The sequence below is a fragment of the Nocardia sp. BMG51109 genome, from assembly GCF_000526215.1.
Classification (GTDB): Bacteria; Actinomycetota; Actinomycetes; order Mycobacteriales; family Mycobacteriaceae; genus Nocardia.
This window is the reverse complement of sequence record NZ_JAFQ01000003.1, coordinates 190141-208700: the sequence shown is the minus strand read 5'-3', so window position 1 is coordinate 208700 and position 18560 is coordinate 190141. Positions and strand designations below refer to the sequence as shown.

Annotated in this window: 18 protein-coding genes; 7 read left to right on the top strand and 11 right to left on the bottom strand. The window is 69.9% G+C overall.

The window, feature by feature from the left end:
* Positions 1-110 precede the first annotated feature (110 nt).
* The 3 genes from mnmA to D892_RS0101165 form a co-directional block, all read right to left on the bottom strand.
* The gene (mnmA, locus tag D892_RS0101175) at positions 111-1232 is read right to left on the bottom strand and encodes a tRNA 2-thiouridine(34) synthase MnmA (RefSeq protein WP_024799499.1); all 1122 of its coding nucleotides are present in this window, start codon (positions 1230-1232) and stop codon (positions 111-113) included.
* Positions 1229-2533 (bottom strand): cysteine desulfurase family protein, encoded by a 1305-nt coding sequence (locus tag D892_RS0101170; protein ID WP_024799498.1) that lies wholly within the window; start codon positions 2531-2533, stop codon positions 1229-1231. The genes mnmA and D892_RS0101170 overlap by 4 nt, the downstream gene beginning before the upstream one ends.
* A 363-nt stretch (positions 2534-2896) precedes the next feature.
* Positions 2897-4684: an FAD-binding dehydrogenase gene (locus D892_RS0101165; protein ID WP_024799497.1), complete on the bottom strand. Its 1788-nt coding sequence runs from the start codon at positions 4682-4684 to the stop codon at positions 2897-2899.
* Positions 4685-4768: 84 nt separating this feature from the next.
* Between D892_RS0101165 and D892_RS0101160 the strand changes: the two genes are divergently transcribed.
* Complete coding sequence (locus D892_RS0101160) at positions 4769-5137, top strand: NUDIX domain-containing protein (RefSeq protein ID WP_024799496.1); 369 nt, start codon at positions 4769-4771, stop codon at positions 5135-5137.
* Positions 5138-5223: 86 nt separating this feature from the next.
* Here D892_RS0101160 and D892_RS47535 read toward each other — a convergent pair whose 3' ends face one another.
* Both D892_RS47535 and D892_RS40065 read right to left on the bottom strand, forming a co-directional pair.
* Positions 5224-6684, bottom strand: a complete 1461-nt coding sequence (locus tag D892_RS47535; protein WP_063629931.1) for a hypothetical protein — start codon at positions 6682-6684, stop codon at positions 5224-5226.
* Complete coding sequence (locus tag D892_RS40065) at positions 6677-8398, bottom strand: NAD(P)/FAD-dependent oxidoreductase (protein WP_198036804.1); 1722 nt, start codon at positions 8396-8398, stop codon at positions 6677-6679. Before D892_RS40065 ends, D892_RS47535 begins: the two co-directional genes overlap by 8 nt.
* A 319-nt stretch (positions 8399-8717) precedes the next feature.
* Between D892_RS40065 and D892_RS0101140 the strand changes: the two genes are divergently transcribed.
* The 5 genes from D892_RS0101140 to D892_RS40055 all read left to right on the top strand — a co-directional run bounded on the left by D892_RS0101140 (position 8718) and on the right by D892_RS40055 (position 12970).
* The gene (locus tag D892_RS0101140; RefSeq protein WP_051498945.1) at positions 8718-9869 is read left to right on the top strand and encodes a molybdopterin-dependent oxidoreductase; all 1152 of its coding nucleotides are present in this window, start codon (positions 8718-8720) and stop codon (positions 9867-9869) included.
* Entirely contained in the window at positions 9866-10309 is a 444-nt protein-coding gene (locus D892_RS0101135; protein WP_024799493.1) for a hypothetical protein, read from the top strand. Before D892_RS0101140 ends, D892_RS0101135 begins: the two co-directional genes overlap by 4 nt.
* A complete protein-coding gene (locus D892_RS0101130; protein ID WP_024799492.1) occupies positions 10306-11010 on the top strand; it encodes a flavodoxin family protein in 705 nt (234 codons plus the stop codon). Before D892_RS0101135 ends, D892_RS0101130 begins: the two co-directional genes overlap by 4 nt.
* Positions 11011-11246: 236 nt before the next feature.
* Complete coding sequence (locus tag D892_RS40060; protein ID WP_036566454.1) at positions 11247-12065, top strand: alpha/beta hydrolase; 819 nt, start codon at positions 11247-11249, stop codon at positions 12063-12065.
* 131 nt (positions 12066-12196) lie between these two features.
* The gene (locus D892_RS40055) at positions 12197-12970 is read left to right on the top strand and encodes a response regulator transcription factor (RefSeq protein WP_051498939.1); all 774 of its coding nucleotides are present in this window, start codon (positions 12197-12199) and stop codon (positions 12968-12970) included.
* A 28-nt stretch (positions 12971-12998) separates the two neighbouring features.
* Here D892_RS40055 and D892_RS0101115 read toward each other — a convergent pair whose 3' ends face one another.
* Positions 12999-13226 carry an anti-sigma factor gene (locus D892_RS0101115; protein ID WP_024799491.1) on the bottom strand — a complete coding sequence of 76 codons (228 nt, stop codon included), beginning with the start codon at positions 13224-13226 and terminating at the stop codon, positions 12999-13001.
* Positions 13223-13879 carry an RNA polymerase sigma factor gene (locus D892_RS0101110; RefSeq protein WP_024799490.1) on the bottom strand — a complete coding sequence of 219 codons (657 nt, stop codon included), beginning with the start codon at positions 13877-13879 and terminating at the stop codon, positions 13223-13225. Before D892_RS0101110 ends, D892_RS0101115 begins: the two co-directional genes overlap by 4 nt.
* Before the next feature lie 186 nt (positions 13880-14065).
* Between D892_RS0101110 and D892_RS0101105 the strand changes: the two genes are divergently transcribed.
* Positions 14066-14392, top strand: coding sequence for a hypothetical protein (locus tag D892_RS0101105; protein WP_024799489.1), 327 nt, complete (start codon positions 14066-14068; stop codon positions 14390-14392).
* A gap of 5 nt (positions 14393-14397) precedes the next feature.
* Here D892_RS0101105 and D892_RS0101100 read toward each other — a convergent pair whose 3' ends face one another.
* The 4 genes from D892_RS0101100 to D892_RS43350 all read right to left on the bottom strand — a co-directional run bounded on the left by D892_RS0101100 (position 14398) and on the right by D892_RS43350 (position 18266).
* Entirely contained in the window at positions 14398-15231 is an 834-nt protein-coding gene (locus D892_RS0101100) for an alpha/beta fold hydrolase (RefSeq protein ID WP_024799488.1), read from the bottom strand.
* 83 nt (positions 15232-15314) lie between these two features.
* Complete coding sequence (locus tag D892_RS47530) at positions 15315-15905, bottom strand: hypothetical protein (protein ID WP_024799487.1); 591 nt, start codon at positions 15903-15905, stop codon at positions 15315-15317.
* 184 nt (positions 15906-16089) lie between these two features.
* Entirely contained in the window at positions 16090-17388 is a 1299-nt protein-coding gene (locus D892_RS0101090) for an erythromycin esterase family protein (protein WP_198036803.1), read from the bottom strand.
* Positions 17385-18266, bottom strand: coding sequence for a helix-turn-helix domain-containing protein (locus tag D892_RS43350; RefSeq protein ID WP_024799485.1), 882 nt, complete (start codon positions 18264-18266; stop codon positions 17385-17387). Before D892_RS43350 ends, D892_RS0101090 begins: the two co-directional genes overlap by 4 nt.
* Between the last annotated feature and the right edge of the window lie 294 nt (positions 18267-18560).

Below are 18560 nucleotides of genomic sequence, written 5' to 3'. Positions count from 1 at the left end.
GCACGCACCGGCATCCGGCCGCGGGACCGTCGCAATCGGCGCGATCGGTGCATGCGGGCGCCCCGCATCACCCGGGATCCGGGCACGGCCGACGGTCGACCGCGACCCGTTCACCGGGCGGTACCCGGAACCAACTCCGTCGCCGGTGCCGCGGCCTCGCGCTCGGTGCCGCTGATGGTGCCGCTGCCGATCACCTCGTCGCCGGACGGATCCGGGCGATACAGCACCACGGCCTGGCCCCGGGCCACACCGGTCAGCGGTTCCCGCAGGCGCACCTCGAGCCCGCCGTCGACCGCCTCGGCGACCGCCGGGGCCGTGCCGCCGTGCGCGCGCACCTGGGCCACGCATTCGATCGGCCCCTCCGGCGCGGTGCCGGACGTCCAGATCGCCCGGTCGGCCAGTACGGTCCACACCTCCAGCTCCTCGGCGCCGCCGACGCGGACCGTACCGGATCCGGGATCGATGTCGGTGACGTAGCGCGGGCGGCCGTCCGGCGCGGGGCCGGGCAGCCCGAGCCCCTTGCGCTGACCGATCGTGAATCCGTGCACGCCTTCGTGTTCGGCGAGCTTGCGGCCGTCGGAGTCGACGATCGCGCCCGGCCGGATGCCGATCTCGGCGCCCAGGAACGCCCGGGTGTCGCCGGAGGGGATGAAGCAGATGTCGTGCGAATCGGGCTTGTCCGCCACCGCCAGGCCGCGCTCGGCGGCCTCGGCGCGGATCTCGGGCTTCGGGGTGTCGCCCACCGGGAACATCGCCCGCGTCAGCTGCCCGGCGGTCAGCACGGCCAGCACGTAGGACTGGTCCTTGTCGGCGTCGACGGCCCGGCGCAGCACGCCGTCGTGCAGGCGCGCGTAATGCCCGGTGGCCACGGCGTCGAAGCCCAGCGCCACCGCCCGGTCGGCCAGGGCGGAGAACTTGATCTTCTCGTTGCAGCGCAGGCACGGGTTGGGCGTCTCGCCGGCCGCGTAGGCGGCGACGAAATCGTCGATCACGTCTTCCTTGAAGCGATCGGCGAAATCCCAGACGTAGAACGGGATTCCGAGCACGTCGGCGGCGCGGCGAGCGTCACCGGCGTCCTCCTTGGAGCAGCAGCCGCGCGCTCCGGTGCGCAACGTCCCGGGCGTGGCCGACAGCGCCAGATGCACCCCGACCACCTCGTGCCCGGCGTCCACCGCGCGCGCGGCCGCCACCGCGGAATCGACCCCGCCGCTCATCGCAGCGAGCACCCTCATCGCGTCCCTCCTTGTCTCGGATAGCGCTGCTCGTCGGTCCCTTCGTGGTTACGCGCGCTGCCTCCTTCGGGCCTGCGACGAGCAGCGCCGGCACCCGCCAGCCCGGCCGCCTCGGCCCGCTCCACCACGGGCGGCAGCACCTCCAGCAGCCTCGCTATGTCGTCTTCGGTCGTGGTGTGCCCCAACGAGAATCGCAGCGAACCGCGCGCCTGCCGAGGCTCGGCGCCCATGGCCAGCAGCACATGGCTCGGTGCCGCGACACCGGCGTTGCAGGCCGAACCGGTGGAGCATTCGACCCCGGCGGCGTCCAGCAGCATCAGCAGCGAATCGCCCTCGCAGCCGGGGAAGGTGAAGTGGGCGTTGCCGGGCAGGCGCCGCGCACCCGTCGCCCCGTTCAGCACGGCCGCCGGGAGCGCCGCGCGCACGCCGTCGATCAGGCGGTCGCGCAGGCGGGTCAATTCGGCCGTGCGCGTGGGCAATCCGCGCACGGTCTCGCGCAGCGCGGCCGCCAGGCCCTGCGCCGCCGGCACATCCGACGTGCCCGAGCGCAGGTCGCGCTCGTGGCCACCGCCGTGCACGAGCGGCACGCAGGGCACCTGGCGGCCCAGCAGCAGCACGCCGGACCCGTGCGGCCCGCCCACCTTGTGCCCGGCGATGCTGGCGGCGGCCAGCCCGCCGGCGGCGAAGTCGATGGGCAGCTGCGCCGCGGCCTGCACCGCGTCGCTGTGCATCGGGACGTCGAATTCCTGTGCCACGGCGGCGAGTTCGCCGATCGGCTCGATGGTGCCGACCTCGTTGTTGGCCCACATGACGGTGACCAGCGCGGTCTCGTCGGCGTGCTCGGCGAGGGCCGCGCGCAGCGTGCGCGGCGAGATCGTCCCCGTCGCGTCGGCCTCCAGCAGCGTCACCCGCGCGCCCTCGTGCTGCTCCAGCCACTCCACGACATCGAGCACCGCGTGGTGTTCGACCGCGCCGACCAGAATCCGGGTGCGCTTCGGATCGGCGTCGCGGCGCGCCCAGTAGATCCCCTTGACGCCGAGATTGTTGCTCTCGGTACCGCCCGAGGTGAAGATCACCTCCGAGGGCCGCGCCCCCAGATCGGCGGCGATGGACTCGCGCGCCTCCTCCAGCAACCGCCGCGCCGTGCGCCCGGAGCCGTGCAGCGACGACGCATTACCCGCGCACCCCAGGGCAGCGGTCATCGCCTCGACCGCGGCCGGGAACATGGGTGTCGTGGCCGCATGGTCGAGGTAAACCGTCTGGGGCACCGCACCGACCGGACCCGGGAAAGCCGACTTCATGACCAATACAGCCTATCCCACCGTTGACCTGGGCATCCTCGGGGTCTCCCCCTGCACTCTACGAAATTTCTACGACTCGTCCAGGAGTCGTAACCCGGCGACCGGCCGCCGGTATTCCCCACACCCCTCGCTCTCGGTCCCGGTAGATCGCCTTGTCCGAGGTCGTCGGCCGCCTGCGAACCACCGGCCCGGGCACGGACCTCGCGCCCGGCATGGCCACGCGACATCAGCACGCTCCACGGGCCTGCGTGCTGGTACCCGCCGCGGTGGTGTGCACTCGGAGTTCGTCGAAGAGGCCCCTCAGGCCGTCACCCCGCTGGTACAGCTCAGCGGGGCAACCCCGGCGGCGAGGTGACGTGAGGGTCAAGCGCTTTCGCGGGCGGCGGCGCGGCCGGTCCGGCGGCCGGTGAACAGGCAGCCGCCGAGGAAGGTTCCTTCCAGGGCGCGGTAGCCGTGCACACCGCCGCCGCCGAATCCGGCGACTTCGCCCGCGGCGTACAGGCCGCGGAGGGGGGTGCCGGTGGCGTCGAGGACGCGGCCGGACAGATCGGTTTGCAGGCCGCCGAGGGTCTTGCGGGTGAGGATGTTCATCCGGATCGCGATGAGTGGCCCCGCGGCGGGGTCGAGGATCCTGTGCAGCGGGGCGGTGCGGACGATGTTGTCGCCGATGTAGGCCAGGGAGCGCCGGATGCCGATGATCTGCTGGTCATCGGTCGTCGGGTTGTCGACCTGCAGGTCCCGTTCGTGGATCTGACGGGCCAGGTCGTCGCCGTTGACGAGGTCGCTGCCGGTGAGCCGGTTCATGCCCGCGACCAGGCCGGACAGGTCATTGGCGACCACGAAGTCCGCACCACGGTCGGTGAACGCTTTCACCGGAGCCGGCGTCGGGTTGCCGAGGCGGGCGGCAAGGTAGCCGACAAGGTCTTTACGAGTGAGTTCGGGGTTCTGCTCGGAGCCCGACAGCACGAACTCCTTGTCGATGATCTTGCGGTTCAGCACGAACCACGAGTAGTCGTAGCCCGAGCGCCGGATGAGTTCGAGCGTGCCGAGGGTGTCGTAGCTGGGGATGCCCGGTACGGGGAACCGCTGTCCGCGGGCGTCGAACCACATCGAGGACGGAGCGGCGAGCACGCGGATGCCGTGGCCGGGCCAGATCGGGGTGTGATTGGTGATGCCTTCGGTGTAGTGCCACATGCGGTCGCGGTTGACCAGCCGCGCCCCGGCGGCCTCACTGATGGCGAGCATGCGGCCGTCGACATGGGCCGGCACACCGGTGATCATGTGCGCCGGTGGCGCGCCGAGACGGGCGGGCCAGTTGCGGCGCACCAGGTCGTGGTTGGCGCCGATGCCCCCGGAGGTGACGATCACCATCGGCGCGCGCAGCTCGAACTCGCCGACCACGGTGCGGGAGCTGGGTGTGCCGCGCGCGGCGCCGGAGGGTTCGAGCAGGCTGCCGCGGACTCCGGTGACCGCGCCGCCGGTGGTGACCAGGCCGTCGACCTGGTGGCGGAACCGCAGCGATACCAGGCCGCGGGCCGCGGCGTCGCGCACGAGCCGTTCGAACGGTTCCATGACGCCGGGGCCGGTGCCGAGGGTGAGGTGGAAGCGGGGCACCGTGTTGCCGGGCCCGTCGACCCCCTGGCCGGCGCGTTCGGCCCAGCCGACGACGGGCACCCACCGCATGCCGAGCCCGGCCAGCCACGCCTGTTTCTCCCCGGCCGCGAAATGCAGATACGCCTCGGCCCACCGTTTTCCCCAGTAGTCCTCACCGAGCGGATCGTCGGGCCCGCGATCGAAGCCGGCGGTGGTGAACCAGTCGCGCCACGCCAGCTCCAGCGAGTCCCGTACCCCGGCGGCGCGCTGCTCGAGGGAATCGATGAAGAACAGCCCGCCCAGCGACCAGAACGCCTGGCCGCCGAAACCGGCTTCGGGTTCCTGGTCCAACAGCAGCACCCGCCGCCCGGCCGCGGCCAGCTCCGCGGTGGCGACCAACCCGGCCAGTCCCGACCCGACCACGATCACGTCGGCATCCGGCGACGGCGCGGCGCCCGCGCGCCCGGCCCCCGTCAGGGCGGCGGCCACGGCGAGCCCGCCGCCGACCGCCAGCAGGCTGCGACGGGGCACGGTGTCGTTACTGTGCTGTGAAGACATTCGGTTACGAAACCAGGGCAGCCCGCCCGGCGGTAGGGGGCAGCGCCCTCACGGTGAGGCGTCCCAATGGTGAGAAGCTTCGTTGTGACGTTCCACAACGCCGTCTCCGCGATGCCCGCCGCCGGCGAACCGGTCACCGCCGCCGCGGCACGGGAAGCCTTCGAAGAGGTCGGCGTCGTCATCGACCCGACCGACCTCCGCGTCGTCCACGTCACCCACGTCGCCGGGTCCGGACCCGAACCTCGGCTCGGCATCTTCCTCCACACCAGCCGATGGACGGGCGAACCGGCCAACCGTGAGCCCGAGAAGTGCTGGGGCGTCCGCTGGTTCGACATCAACCGGCTGGCCGACGTCGACCTGATCGAATACCCCGCTGTCGGTATCTCGGCATTCCTGGCGGGCGGAGCCGCGTCGTTCAGCGAACACGGCTGGCGCGTACCCGCCGACACCTGACCACAGCATCGGTCTGGAAACCGTGGCGCGGCGTCATCGACCGGCGCCCGGCCACGGTCGCCACGGCACCGGGCGGGCCGCGTCGCTCACAGGACGAGAACCGGGACCAGGGCGGCGATGAACACCGTCAGGCTCCACAAAGCCGGTGCGGCCGTTCGGATCTGGGCCTCCCGAGCGAGTACCCGCGCCGAGACCGCCGGGCTGCGGGCCGGGTGCAACGGCGCGAGCCGCTCCTCCAGCCGCTGATACACCAGGCCGAGCACGGCCCCGTATGCCAGGTGTCCGACCAGGGAGGGGAACGCGGCGGCCAGCGTCTCGGCGGACCACTGCGGCACCTCTCCCAGCAGCAGCGGCAGCAGGAAGAGATTGCCGAGCGCCCACCACAGCAGCCCGTAGGACACGCCCCAGCCGATTCCCGAGGCGGCGTCGAAGCTCCTGCCGCGGAAGAAGATCGCGTAGGTGACGCCGATCGTCATCGAGATCAGCAGGTGCGCAACGGCTCCGACGACCACCGATTCGGAGGCCACGAGCGCCGCCACCGTCGGCAGGAACCCGACCGCGATCATGACCCCGGTGAACACCACGCCGCCGGCCAGACCGGCGACGACGCCGTACAGCACGGACATCGCCCGGCCCGCGATCAGGCGGTCCGCCCGCCGGTCCCGGACATCATCCGACAGCAGCGCCCGGGTGAAACCGTCGAACACCGCGAAGAGGCCGGCCGTCCCCGCCCCCGTGATCAGGTAGGCCGGCAGTGCCGATACGGCGTCGTGCGCCGTCTGCCCGGTCCAGTCCAGCCCGTCACCGGCGAGCAGCGACGACAGGGTCAGCCCGGCCACCAGCCACCACAGGAATCCGTACACGGTGCCCCGGATCAGCGCCGGGCCGGTACCGTCGCGCCGGGACCCGAACAGCAGCCCGTACCCCGCGCCGATGAACGATCCGGCGAGCACCAGCGCGTAGCCGCCGCCCTGCATGGGCCGCAACACCATCGACAGCAGCACTCCGGACACGACCCCGGCCGCCGTCGCGACGGCCGCCGTCCGGATATCCGTATCCCGGCGGCCATGAAACCTCTTGGTGGACAACGTGATCACGGCCGCAGCCACCGCACCGTAGAGCAGGTGGCCGACCAGGCTGGGGAACAGGTCCCGGGCGTCGGCAACGGTCCAGCGCACCGGATCACCGGACAGCACCGGCAACAGCGTCAGCGGCCCGGCGAACCACCACGCCACCCCGTAGAGCAGGCCCCAGAACAGCAGGTCGCCGGTGCCGGTCGCCTGGCGCACGGCCGCCATGCCGAATCCGGCTCCGAGGATCGCCGCGATGACCAGGTGCACGAGGGCACCCACCACCGGGCTGTCGGCGCGCACGATCGCGGCCACCGTCGGGAGGAATCCGATCAGCACCATGATCGCGCCGAAGGCGACACCGCCGGCCAGCCCCGCGACCGCACCGATCGACGCGCCCCGCGTCAACGGTAACGGCTTGTCGCCCACCGTATTCGAGTGTTCCGCGCTGCCGGTGGCCGGAAGTGTGTCATACATGTCGATCCTTGTCCGATGCCGTGGTGGTGATGATCGCGGTCGAGGTGAGCGCGATGTCGCGGGAGAAGACCAGATCCAGCAGCCAGTCGGCGGCCACCCGCAGGCGCTTCTCCGCCCCGGGCAATTTGCCGAGATACACTGCGCGCCACAGCATCCACCCGATCAGGCCGGACACCCTGCGGCCGAATACCTGCCCGGCCGCCGTCCGGTGCCCGAGGGACACCAGCACGCCCAGCGCCCCGAATCGGAACGGCGCCGGTGACCGCCCGCCGAGGACCGCGGCGACATTGTCCGCCACCGCCTTACCCTCCCGAATGGCGTGCTGCGCGGTGGGCGGGTAGTAGCTTCCGGGGTTCTTCGGGTCCGGAATCCTGGCGCAGTCCCCGAGGGCCCACACCCCATCCACACCGGTCACCCGCAGGCACTCGTCGACCTGCAACGGACCCGCGGCGCCCGGCTGCCCGATGCGTTCGACCAGCGGGTTCGGCCAGTTGCCCGCGGTCCAGGCGAAGGTGTGCGTCTCGATCTCCGCCTCGTCGGAGAACCGCACGGATCCGGGACCGGCCCCGACAACCCGTGTCCCCAGCCGGAATTCGATGCCTCGCCCGCCCAGCGTGCGCAGCGCGTAGTCACCCAGGTCCGCGGGCAGTTCGGGCAGCAGCCGGTCGCCGGAGTGCACCAGGACGAAGCGCGGCTCGGCGTCGTGCAGGCGCGGATAGTAGTGCAGGACACCGTGAACAAGGTCGTACAGTTCCGCGATCAGTTCGGTCCCGGCGAATCCGCCACCGGCGACCACGAAGGTCAGCAGCCGGACCTGTTCGGCCGCATCGGTTTCCAGATCGGCCTGCTCCAGCGCGGCCAGCACATGGTTGCGCAGCCGGTTCGCGTCGTCGATGGATTTCATCGCGAACGCGTGTTCCGCCAGACCCGGCAGATCGAAGAAACGCGGCACGGCGCCGACCGCCACGATCAGTTCGTCGTAGGGCACCCGCTGCCGGTCCCGGCTCCCGGCGGCCACGACCAGCTCCCGCCGAGCGGGATCGACCGACTCCACCCGGCCGTGCAGGAACGAGGCGTACCGCAGCGCCGTGCGCACCGGTGCGGTGATGTGCCGCGGCTCCAGCGTGCTCGAGGCCACCCCGACCAGCAGCGGCGTGAACAGCAGGAAGTTCGACTCGCTGATCACCGTGACCTCGGCCCGCAGTCCGCGCGCCACCAGCGTCTCCAGCCGGCGCGCCGCGCCCACTCCCCCGAATCCGCCGCCGACCACCACGATATGCGGTGCGCGCGGAGCGGTCTGCGCGGCCCGGCGACGCCACAGCCCGGTCAGCCCGTACATCAGCGGGCCCGCGACGGCGCCGAGCAGCGCGACCGGCACGAGATCGTCGAAGGCCGAGACCGCCTCGGGCAGCGTCCATTTCGGCACTCGTCCCGATACCAGCACCGACAGCGTCAACCGCCAGAACAGCCAGTCGGCCAGGCCGAGCAGCAGGCCGACCGCCATGGCGGATCCGGCGCTGTGTTTCCGCCCGCCGGCCAGCAGGCCGAGCACCGCGCCGAAGAGCACCGCATGCCCGATCCACGCTCCCCACGGCGGCGCCTCGGCTCCCCCGCCCGGCACCGTCGCGAGCACTCGCACCGCGGCCGCGGCGGGTACCGCGGCCACAATGCCTGCCGACAGGCGCTGCGGCAGCATCGTCCGTGTTCGTTCCATCCCACTCTCCGTCATCCCAGGCGCGGCACCGCCGCACACCACCGGTCCCCGGCGGCTCGCCGGACCGGCTTCCGGGCACAGTGATCGCGAGCGGAGACCGCGTTACGCCGCGCCGGGCGGCCGCTGGGTGACGAAACTGTGACGTCGTCGGGATCCATCAAATGACCGGGCGTTCAAGAGGATCCGAGGCTCCCCCGCTCGGGCCGTCACAATTTGTTCACGGCTTTATGCGTGATTTCCCCGGTTCGGCGAACGTAGCGTCCAGTGCGTGAAACCTGCAGCCCTCCGGGATGATCCCGAGCAGGAGCCGGACCTGCTACTGCCCGAACCGGTCACCCGGCGGATCTCGCCCGCACGCTCGGCGGCCGTCGCCGCGCGGGTCGGCATCGCGCTGGGCGTCGCGGTCGCGGTGTGTTTCGTGACCGGACTGATCAGCCACTGGATCCAGCATCCGCCGCCCTGGTTCCACTGGCCGGCCAACCCGCCGTGGCTGTACCGGATCAACCAGGGCGCGCACGTGATCTCCGGCGTCATGGCGATTCCGCTGTTGATCGTCAAGCTGTGGTCGGTGTTCCCGCGGCTGTTCGCGCGACCGCTGATCGGCAATCCGCTGCGCCTGCTGGAGCGCGGATCGATCGCGGTGCTGGTCGGTTCGATGATCTTCCAGCTGGCCACCGGGCTGTTCAACACCGCGCAGTACTACCCGTGGCAGTTCTTCTTCACCTCCACCCACTACGCCATGGCCTATGTCGCGTTCGGCGCGCTGGCCGTGCACCTGGCCGTGAAACTCCCGGTGGTGCGGACCGCGCTGGCGCGACCGGCCGCCGACGCCGACGCCGACGCCGACGAAGCGAGCGATACGCGCCGCCCGGACGCACGCCTGTCCCGGCGCGGCGTCCTCGGTGCCGCGGTCGCCGCCACCGCCCTGGCGGGCGTCGCCGTGGCCGGGCAGTCCGTGCCGTGGCTGCGCTGGATATCCGTGCTCTCACCACGCACCGGCGAAGGGCCGCAAGGACTTCCGGTGAACCGCACCGCCACCGCCGCCGGCGTCACCGACCGCGCCCGAGAGGCCGCCTACCGGCTCACGGTCGCCGCGGGCGGCACCGAACGGGGCTTCTCCCGGGCCGAGTTGGAGGCGCTCCCGCAGACCTCGGCGGTGCTGCCGCTGGCCTGCGTCGAGGGCTGGAGCGCGTCGGCGCACTGGTCCGGGGTGCGGCTGCGCGACCTGCTGGCCGCCGCGGGCGGATATCGCGGCGGCGACGTCGCGTTCCAGTCCCTCGAACAGGGCGGCATCTACAGCAACACGCTGCTCCCCGACACCCACGTCGTCGACGACCAGACGCTGGTCGCGCTGCGCCTCAACGGCGAGGAACTCTCCCTCGACCACGGCTACCCGTGCCGCCTGATCGCCCCGAACCGGCCCGGCGTGCTCCAGACCAAATGGCTGTCCAGGATCGAGGTGCGCGCATGACCGCGATACGAGTGCTGCTCGGGCTCGGCGGCATCTGGCTCGCCTGGTACGGCATCGATCTGGTGCTGGAGCAGGATTCCACGAGCCTGATGTCCACCGCCCGCTGGTTCGTCGGCGGCATCCTGATCCACGACGCGATCGTCGCGCCCCTGTGCGCGGTCGTCGCCCTGCTCGCCCGCCGGTTGTTCCCGGCGAGCTGGTGGGCATCGATCGCGTGGGGCGGGCTGTGTACCGCCACCCTGGTGGTGGTCGCCGTCCCGGTCGTTCAGCGATCCGGTGCGGTGCCGGGGAATCCGACCATCCTCGATCGCGACTATCACACCGGACTGCTCATCGCGATCGCCGTGGTCTGGGTGGTGGTCGGCATCGATATCGCCCGGCGGCGGATGCGCCGCCCACCGGCACCGCACGCCACCACCGAGAGGAGCGCACAACCATGACCGAATTCGACGACCTGCGAGCCCTGTTCATCAACTGCACCCTGAAACGGTCCCCGGAGACGAGCAATACCGGCGGACTGATCGAGGTCAGCGCGAACATCATGCGCAAGAACGGAATCGAGGTCTCGCACGTCCGCGCGGTCGATCACGACATCGCCCCGGGAGTGTGGCCGGACATGACCGAGCACGGCTGGCCGGCCGACGAGTGGCCCGCATTGCAGGAGCAGGTGATGGCCGCCGACATCCTCGTGCTGGCGGGCCCGATCTGGCTGGGCGACAACAGTTCCGTCATGAAGAAGGTCGTGGAACGGCTGTACGCGAGCTCCGGAATCCTCAACGACCGGGGCCAGTACGCCTATTACGGCCGCGTCGGCGGTTGCCTGCTCACCGGGAACGAGGACGGCGTCAAGCACTGCGCGATGAATCTCCTCTACAGCCTGCAACACCTCGGATACACCATTCCGCCGCAGGCCGATGCGGGATGGATCGGCGAGGCGGGGCCGGGGCCGTCGTATCTGGACCCGGGTTCCGGCGGGCCCGACAACGACTTCACCAACCGCAACACGACATTCATGACCTGGAACCTGCTGCATCTGGCGCGGCTGCTGAAGGACAACGGCGGCATTCCCGCGCACGGCAATCAGCGGACGGAATGGGACGCCGGCGCACGGTTCGATTTCGAGAACCCCGAATATCGGTAACAGACGGATATGCCTGTGCCCGTAACGAATTCGGCCTCACACACCACTATCAGGGGTCGCGGCGGCCGGACGACGGTACAGGGGCCGGCGGACCGCGATCCGATGGCCGCCCACCCCACGGCGGTGCGCGGCCATCACCCAGGGGCGCCGGGCCGGGTTCACCCTCAGCCCGGTCCGGCGCCCCGCCATCTGAACGAAACCCGTTGTACCGCACAGTGATCCGAAGGTGAATAACGGTGCCGACCCGCCCCGAAACAACAAGCAACACAGTCACTTTCACCGGTAGCGACGGAATACTCCTGTCCGGGAGGCTGGACCGTCCCGCCGGCCGCTGCGCCGCCACCGCGGTATTCGCACACTGCTTCACCTGCGGCAAGGACATCGTCGCCGCGGCCAGGATCGCCCGCGCGCTCGCGGCGCGCGGCGTCGCGGTCCTGCGGTTCGACTTCGCCGGACTCGGCGACTCCGGGGGCGAATTCGCCGGCTCCGACTTCAGTTCCGAGGTCGACGATCTGCGGCATGCGGCCGACCATCTGCGGGAGACGATCGGCGCACCGAGCATCCTGATCGGCCACTCGCTCGGCGGCGCCGCCGTTCTCGCCGCCGCGCACCGCATTCCCGAGGCGCGCGCCGTCGTCACCATCGGCGCGCCCGCCGACCCCGCACATATCGAACACCTGCTGGGACCGGCCCGCGACCGGATCGCCGCCGAAGGATCGGCCACCGTCTCGATCGCGGGGCGCCCCTTCACCTTCCGGCGCAGCTTCCTCGACGACATCCGCACGCAGCGGCAACGGGAACGGATCGCGACGCTGCGGTGCGCCCTGCTGGTGATGCACTCCCCGCGCGACGAAGTGGTGGAGCTGCGCAATGCCCGGCAGATCTACGACGCCGCACCGCATCCCAAGTCCTTCATCTCCCTCGACGGCGCCGACCACATGCTCACCGACCGCGCACACGCCGTGTACGTCGCCGACGTGCTCACCGCATGGGTCGGCAGATACCTCGAACCGTCGGCCGGCCCCGGCGCCGTCGCGGTCGAGCCGGCGACGTGAACAGGCCCGCTACCCAGGACGGCGACGAGCGCCGGCACCTGCGCCGGGTCGATCTGGACGGCCGGGTTGTAACGAATACCGAAAACGGCGGCACTGTAGGCCATGGATTGCAGGTCTGTCCGGGATGCCGGATGAGGAATACGCCGGGGATCGACAGCCGCCGCGCGGCCCGGCCGCGGGTACTGGTGGCCGACGAGAACCCGCTGGTCCGCGAAGTCGTCCGCGCATACCTGGAGCGGGACGTGTCGACGGTGGTCGAGGTCGGCGACGGGGATTCGGCGGCGGCCGCGCTGGACGGGCGGGCCGGCACGGCGGGCGACGGCGGTGACGGCATCGATCTGGCCGTCCTCGACGCCTGCCTGCCCGGACGGAGCGGTCTCGAGATCTGCCGGGCGGTTCGGTCGCGCTCGCACCGGCCGGATCTGCCGATCATCCTGATCTCCGGTCTGGGCGCCCACGACCGGCACCGGGTGCTCGGCCTGGAAGCGGGCGCCGACGATTATGTCGCAAAGCCTTTCAGCCCAAGGGAATTGGCGCTACGTGTCGCCGCGGTGCTGCGCCGCTCCCCGGCGATCGGCTCGGATATCCGCTACGGCGATGTCCGAGTGCTGCCCGGTTCACAGGCGGTTCTCATCGAGGGTGTGCGGGTGAATCTCACCGCGCGCGAATACGAGTTGCTGGTTTTTCTCCTGCGGCATCCGCACCGGGTCTTCAGTCGCGTGGAACTGCTGACCCGGGTCTGGGGCTGGGAGTTCGGCGACCTGTCGACGGTGACCGTGCACGTGAAGCGGCTGCGCGCCAAACTCGGTGCACACCACCGGATTTCGACGGTATGGGGCCGCGGCTATTCGTGGGGACGTGACGATGCCATCGATGCCGCCGTCCGTCGTGCGGCCGCCGGCTGAGCGGCGTGCGGTACGACGGCCGGCCGGTTCACCGATGCCAGTCCCGGAATGCGTCGAGAACCGTCCTCCGGATCTCCGGAGGGATGGTCTCCGGCTGCAACTCACCCGCGACCTGAATCGTTCGACGGAACTGATCCAGGTAGACATCACAGCCGTCGCACTCGGAAATATGCTCGATGAAGCGCTGTTCGGTCGCTTCGTCCAGGGCGCCCTCGAGGAACGCCGTGACGAGCTCGACGAATTCGTCGCAGTTCACGGGCGCACCGATCGTTCCGCGGCGAAGTACTCCTCCAACGCCGCCCGCACGATCGCCCGGGCCCGGTGCAGGATCACCCGTTGATTGCCCGGCGAGATATCCAGCATCTCGCACACCTCCTCCGAGCTGTAACCTTCCACGTCGCGCAGGGTTATGACGATACGACTACGGTCCGCCAGGGTAGCGACGGCCGCGCCCACGATCCGCAGCACTTCCGAATGTTCGGCGGCGTTCTCCGGCTCGGACCAGCGCTCCGGCTGCTCCCCCGGCAGCCAGTGCCCCGGATACCGGTCACCGGCCGGACGGAACCGGCCCGGGTCGACGGTGGCGCCCTCGTCGTCGGAGGTCAGGCTGCCGAAGGGAATGGTCCGGCTTTCCTTGACACCTCGCTTCTTCGCCGTGTTCACCAGGATGCGGAACACCCACGTCTTGAGCGAGGACCGGCCCTCGAAATTACCGACGCCACGGATCACGGCCAGCCAGGTCTCCTGGACGACCTCCTCGGCGGAGGCCTCGGACGAGACGAAGGACCGGGCGAGCCGCAGCATCGATGCCGACCACGCATCCAGCACGAGCTCGAAGGACTGCTCATCACCGGTGCGGAGTCGATCGGCCAGCACGTCGTCCGGCGGCAGCGTCCCCTCGGAACTCACGGAGTCTCCTCGATCTGAATCGAACCTCCAGGCACTCTATCGCCACCGCCGGGCCGGTGCTCGGCGCCCGTGGACCACCCCGGACCGATGCTGCCGAGGGGTGTGAACCGCCGCTGGGCGGGTAGGCCCGGCACAGGTTCCCTCGTGATCCGGATGCCGGATCACCCGACGACAGGGAGGTGTGTCATGCCGAAGGCATGGACCGACAAACAGGAACGGCAATACGAGCACATCAAGGAGTCCGCCGAGGAACGCGGCGCCGGCGAGGGGCGCGCCAAGGAGATCGGCGCCCGGACGGTGAACAAGAACCGCGCCCGGTCCGGGCAGTCCCGCAAGGCCAGCCGGACCTCCGTCGAGGACATGTCACCGCAACGCCGCGGCGGACAGCGCTCCCATTCGGGCTCGCAGGGCCCCACCTTCGACCAGCTCTACAACGAGGCCCGCCAGCGCAACGTCAAGGGCCGCTCCAAGATGAACAAATCCCAGCTCGCCCACGCCCTCGGCCGCCGCTGACCAGGTCAGGAGCGGCCGAGTTCCCGTTCGAAGGCCAGGACCTCCTCCGCGAAGGCGGAGGGGTTGTCTTCGGGAGAGAAGTGCCCGGCGTCCGGCAGGAATCTCAGTTCGGCTCCGGGTAGCGCGGCGGCGAGTTCGCGGGCTTTGTCCGGAGGGAACCAGGCGTCGTTGTCGCCCCAGAGCAGCCGTGTCGGCACGGTGAGCCGGTCGAGCCGGGACACCAGCGGTGCTGCCATGTCCTCGTCGTAGCGGGCGACCGCGCGCCAGTAGGCAGCCACGCCGTCCTCGCCACGCCAGGGCAACATGTACGCCTCGAACGTATCCGGCGACATCGGCCGGTATGTCGTCTGCGCAAGGTGGGCGGCGATCATCCCCTCCGCGATATGCGTCGGCAATTGACGCATCGTGCCGATGTTCTCCCGTGCGAGGCGGGAGAAGTCCGTGACGAACGGCGGAACAACGGCGGCGTCGGCGAACACGAACGCACCGACGTCGAGCCCCTCGAAGAAGTGGGCGCGCAAGGCGAAGATCGGCGCGAAGTCGAAGGCCACGACAGTGGGCGCGACGAGGCCCCAGTGTGTGAAAAGCTCGGGCAGCCGGCGAGCCTGCTCATCCCATGAGATGTTCTGGCCTGTGAAGCGGTCCGAACGGCCGAAACCGGGCCAGTCGAATACATGGACACAGTGCCGCGCAGACAGCTCCCCCACGACATTTCGCCAAATGAATGACCAGTTCGGCGTCCCGTGGAGCAGAACGATCGGTGGACCGACGCCGAAGGAACCCCAGCGGATCGCTCCCTGTGGCGAGTCGAACGTGTGCGGCAGGTGCCAGTCGGCCATCGCGGGCCTCCTTATGATCGGTGCGAATGGATACCGCTGTGTGGTCGCGAGGCGAGAGGCCGAGTAGGGCTCCGACCAGCGCGTCAGGAGCGGAGCTGTCGAATGGCTCGCCGGGCATGGTCCTCGGAGATCCGCCTGATTTCTTCGATGTCGGTGGGCTCTCGGGCCGCCCCCGGTGCGGTGGCGACACGCATATCGACTTCGAGCAGCAGGTTGTCGTCCACGGTACCGATTCGGCATTCGGCCCGCGTGCTGACGTCGGTGACGGCGAAGTACGCGTCCTGACCCAGATTCGACACGTCACCGCTGTTGCCACCTGTGAGATCGGTTGTCCACAGATCCTTCGTCCTGTCGTATACCGCCCTGGCGCGGCGGTCGGTAGGGTTCAGTGTGGCCGAGACGGTGATCCTCGCGCTTCTGGCTGATCGGTCCTCATTTGTCGATGCCGTGCAGGTATGAATATCACCGGCTGTCTCGTCGGCTACGGCTATCGGCGCATCGGAATATCGACGGAGTACCGAGGTATCGATGAGACCGCAGGGGCTCTTCGCGTGCTCGGAGGTATAGGTTGCCTCCACCCACGGAAACCGGCCGTAGTAATGGGCGCTCGACGCGGCGACCACCACGCCGAACGGGACAACGACGACAATCGACAGCGACAGCAGCCACACCACCGCTCTCCTGCGGAATCTCCTGGTGCCCGATGTCGAGGAATTCGGCGGAGATCCGGGCGTAACGAATGGCACCGTTGCTGTCCTGTCCGGAGGGGCGGCGCCTGCGGCCGCAACAACACATGATCTGCACCGTAAATGCCTCTGCCGGTGCGGTATTGAACGTTTTTGACCACGACGTCGGCGGTCAGAACCGGATCGACGGCGTCGTGGTGACTGTCGGCACGGCGAGAACGGCATCGAACGCGGCCGGCAGCGTCGTGTCGAGAACGGCGCTCTGCGTGCGGATTCCGGTGAGCAGTGACGCGCCGCCGGTGTCGCGCGGCGAATCGCGGAGGTCGGTGACGGTGATGCGGTCGTGCAGATTCGCGCCGAAGAGCGCGCCCTCCACCGTGTTCGGGCCCGGGGTGGGCAGGTGCGCGTCGGCGACGGTGAATCCGACGGATGCGTCGGCGTCGGGATACATTTCGGGCACATGGTCGGCGGTGTGGGTCAGGGCCAGGGCGACATAGTCCGATCCGAACATGTGCTGGAGGTGCTGCCCCATCGGAAGTGCCGTGAGCGTTCCACCGAATGCGACCGGCGTCTTCTGAATGTGGTTGTTGTGCGCGACGACGATCACCCGCGCGTCGGGTCCGGCGTGTGCCAGGTGCCAACCGACCGATTCCGCCATGAAGTTCTCCCGGACCGACATATCGCCCGGGACGAGGCTGCCGTTCATCAGGTCGTGCACGGCACCGAACATGTAGTCGGTGTGGCACGCCGCCTCGACCTGGCGCAGCGCTACCTCGTATCGATCGCGGCCGCACCGGGCGATACTGCTCGGTGCCATGGCCTGTAGCCGCAGCCGGACCCGGGCGAGCGCGGCGGTGAGCGCATGACGATCGGCCGGACTCGTCGCCGCCCACGCCGGCGCCGCGGCTGCCCCGGAACCGAGGCCGGCGAGGAACGCGTCGCTGAGCCGGACCGCGTCCGTCAACACCGGGAGCGCATCGGGATCGGCCTCGCTCAGATAGTCGGCCACCGGGTCGAGTACCGGCCGCAGCGCCCCGCCCGCCTCCGGCAGGTCGATACCGGCAAACCGTACGGGACGGCCACTCGCGAGATTGTGACCACGCAGCCAGCGCATCATTCCCTCGGCACCCCATGCGGTCGCCGCCGGGCTGATCGCCGCCAGATCGTCCGGGGCACCCGCACCCTGTAACCATGGTTGCAGGGCGAATGCCTCACCGAATCCGAATTCGTAGGCCACGGTGGTGAATCCGCATCGCTCGGCCAGAAACCGGATCAACCGTTGTCGAGCGAGGGAGAACTCGTCGACGAAGTGGGCGTTTTCTCCGATGGCGACGATGCGGGCGGTCCCGATGATCTCCCGGACATCGTCGAGGTCGTCGAGCGGCGCACCGGGATCGAGGGATTCCAGGGGCGTCGCGTGCGCACGGAACCAGTCCGCCAGCACCCCGCCGTTGCGGGACCGATCGGTCACGTTTCCTCCTCGGTAAGCACCGCCGGTTCCCGCACAGACGGGTGGCCGGTGGTATTGCGGTCGACGGCAGAACGCTGTTTGTTCCGGCGGTAGTCGGTGGGCGTGACTCCGGTGAACCGGCGAAATTCTCGAGTGAAATGCGCCTGGTCGGCGTAACCGTGAGCGAGTGCGAGATCGGTCAGCCGGGCGTGCGGTGTCGCCGTGAGGTTCCGGCGGATCCGGTCGTACCGGACGAGTTGGGCCGCCACCTTGGGCGTCACCCCCACATGATGACCGAATTGGGCGATCAGATGCCGATGACTCCATCCGACGTCTTCCGCTATCCGCCCGATCGGAATCGCACCGCCGGTGCCGGTGAGCAACGACCAGGCCCGTCGCACCTCGGGCGGTGGTCGGCGCCCCGTGTCGGCCCGATCGAGCAGAAATCGATCGAGCAGATCGAACCGATCGCGCCACGACGACCGCTCCCGCATCCGATCGGCGACGTCGCAGTACCGCCGCCCGATGACATCCGACAGATCGGCCAACCGGCCGATCAACTCGCTGCCCGGGGTGTCCAGCAGCGTGCACGCTCCGATCGGATCCAGGACGAGCTCGATATAGGCAGGGGCGCAGGCACCGTCGATCGGCAGATGGTGATCGCGAGGACCGATCAGAAATTCCGGCGGACGCCGAGCCGAGTCGACGAGCTTGACCACGAGCCGCACGGCGATACCCGCGGGCACGCTGCCATGTACTTGCGGCCACTCGGCGTCCGAGTATCCGTGATACCGCTCCGCAAGCATCGGCCGCAGCGACGGATGGGGCTCGGCGTCGATCCGAGGCTCCCCACTCCGCCCCGGGGCCACGCTGCCCACCGCCGCGGAATATGCCGACATACCCGTCCCCTCGTTTCGTCTTCACCGGTTTTCGTTCGGCTCGCACATCTGTTGTGGCCTCACAGACCCGAACGGGCCGACACCCACATGTGCAGCCGTCCACGCGACCTCCGCATTCGGAGCATGCCCAGCAAGCACGGCGGACACACGATACGGATCGAACACGTCGCACGTCTTGAACAGAATTTACCGGCACGCACCCTCCGCGACGACCGGCCCGACACATCAGCCGACAACCACCGCGGCCCGACTCCGCGACGCACGACGCCACCGGAGAGGCCGCGGCGGCACCGC

Coding starts and splice junctions, on each gene's coding strand:
- mnmA (WP_024799499.1), bottom strand. CDS start 1,232: ATGAGGGTGCTCGCTGCGATGAGCGGCGGGGTCGATTCCGCGGTGGCG.
- D892_RS0101170 (WP_024799498.1), bottom strand. CDS start 2,533: ATGAAGTCGGCTTTCCCGGGTCCGGTCGGTGCGGTGCCCCAGACGGTT.
- D892_RS0101165 (WP_024799497.1), bottom strand. CDS start 4,684: ATGTCTTCACAGCACAGTAACGACACCGTGCCCCGTCGCAGCCTGCTG.
- D892_RS47535 (WP_063629931.1), bottom strand. CDS start 6,684: ATGTATGACACACTTCCGGCCACCGGCAGCGCGGAACACTCGAATACG.
- D892_RS40065 (WP_198036804.1), bottom strand. CDS start 8,398: ATGGAACGAACACGGACGATGCTGCCGCAGCGCCTGTCGGCAGGCATT.
- D892_RS0101135 (WP_024799493.1), top strand. CDS start 9,866: ATGACCGCGATACGAGTGCTGCTCGGGCTCGGCGGCATCTGGCTCGCC.
- D892_RS0101130 (WP_024799492.1), top strand. CDS start 10,306: ATGACCGAATTCGACGACCTGCGAGCCCTGTTCATCAACTGCACCCTG.
- D892_RS40055 (WP_051498939.1), top strand. CDS start 12,197: ATGAGGAATACGCCGGGGATCGACAGCCGCCGCGCGGCCCGGCCGCGG.
- D892_RS0101105 (WP_024799489.1), top strand. CDS start 14,066: ATGCCGAAGGCATGGACCGACAAACAGGAACGGCAATACGAGCACATC.
- D892_RS0101100 (WP_024799488.1), bottom strand. CDS start 15,231: ATGGCCGACTGGCACCTGCCGCACACGTTCGACTCGCCACAGGGAGCG.
- D892_RS43350 (WP_024799485.1), bottom strand. CDS start 18,266: ATGTCGGCATATTCCGCGGCGGTGGGCAGCGTGGCCCCGGGGCGGAGT.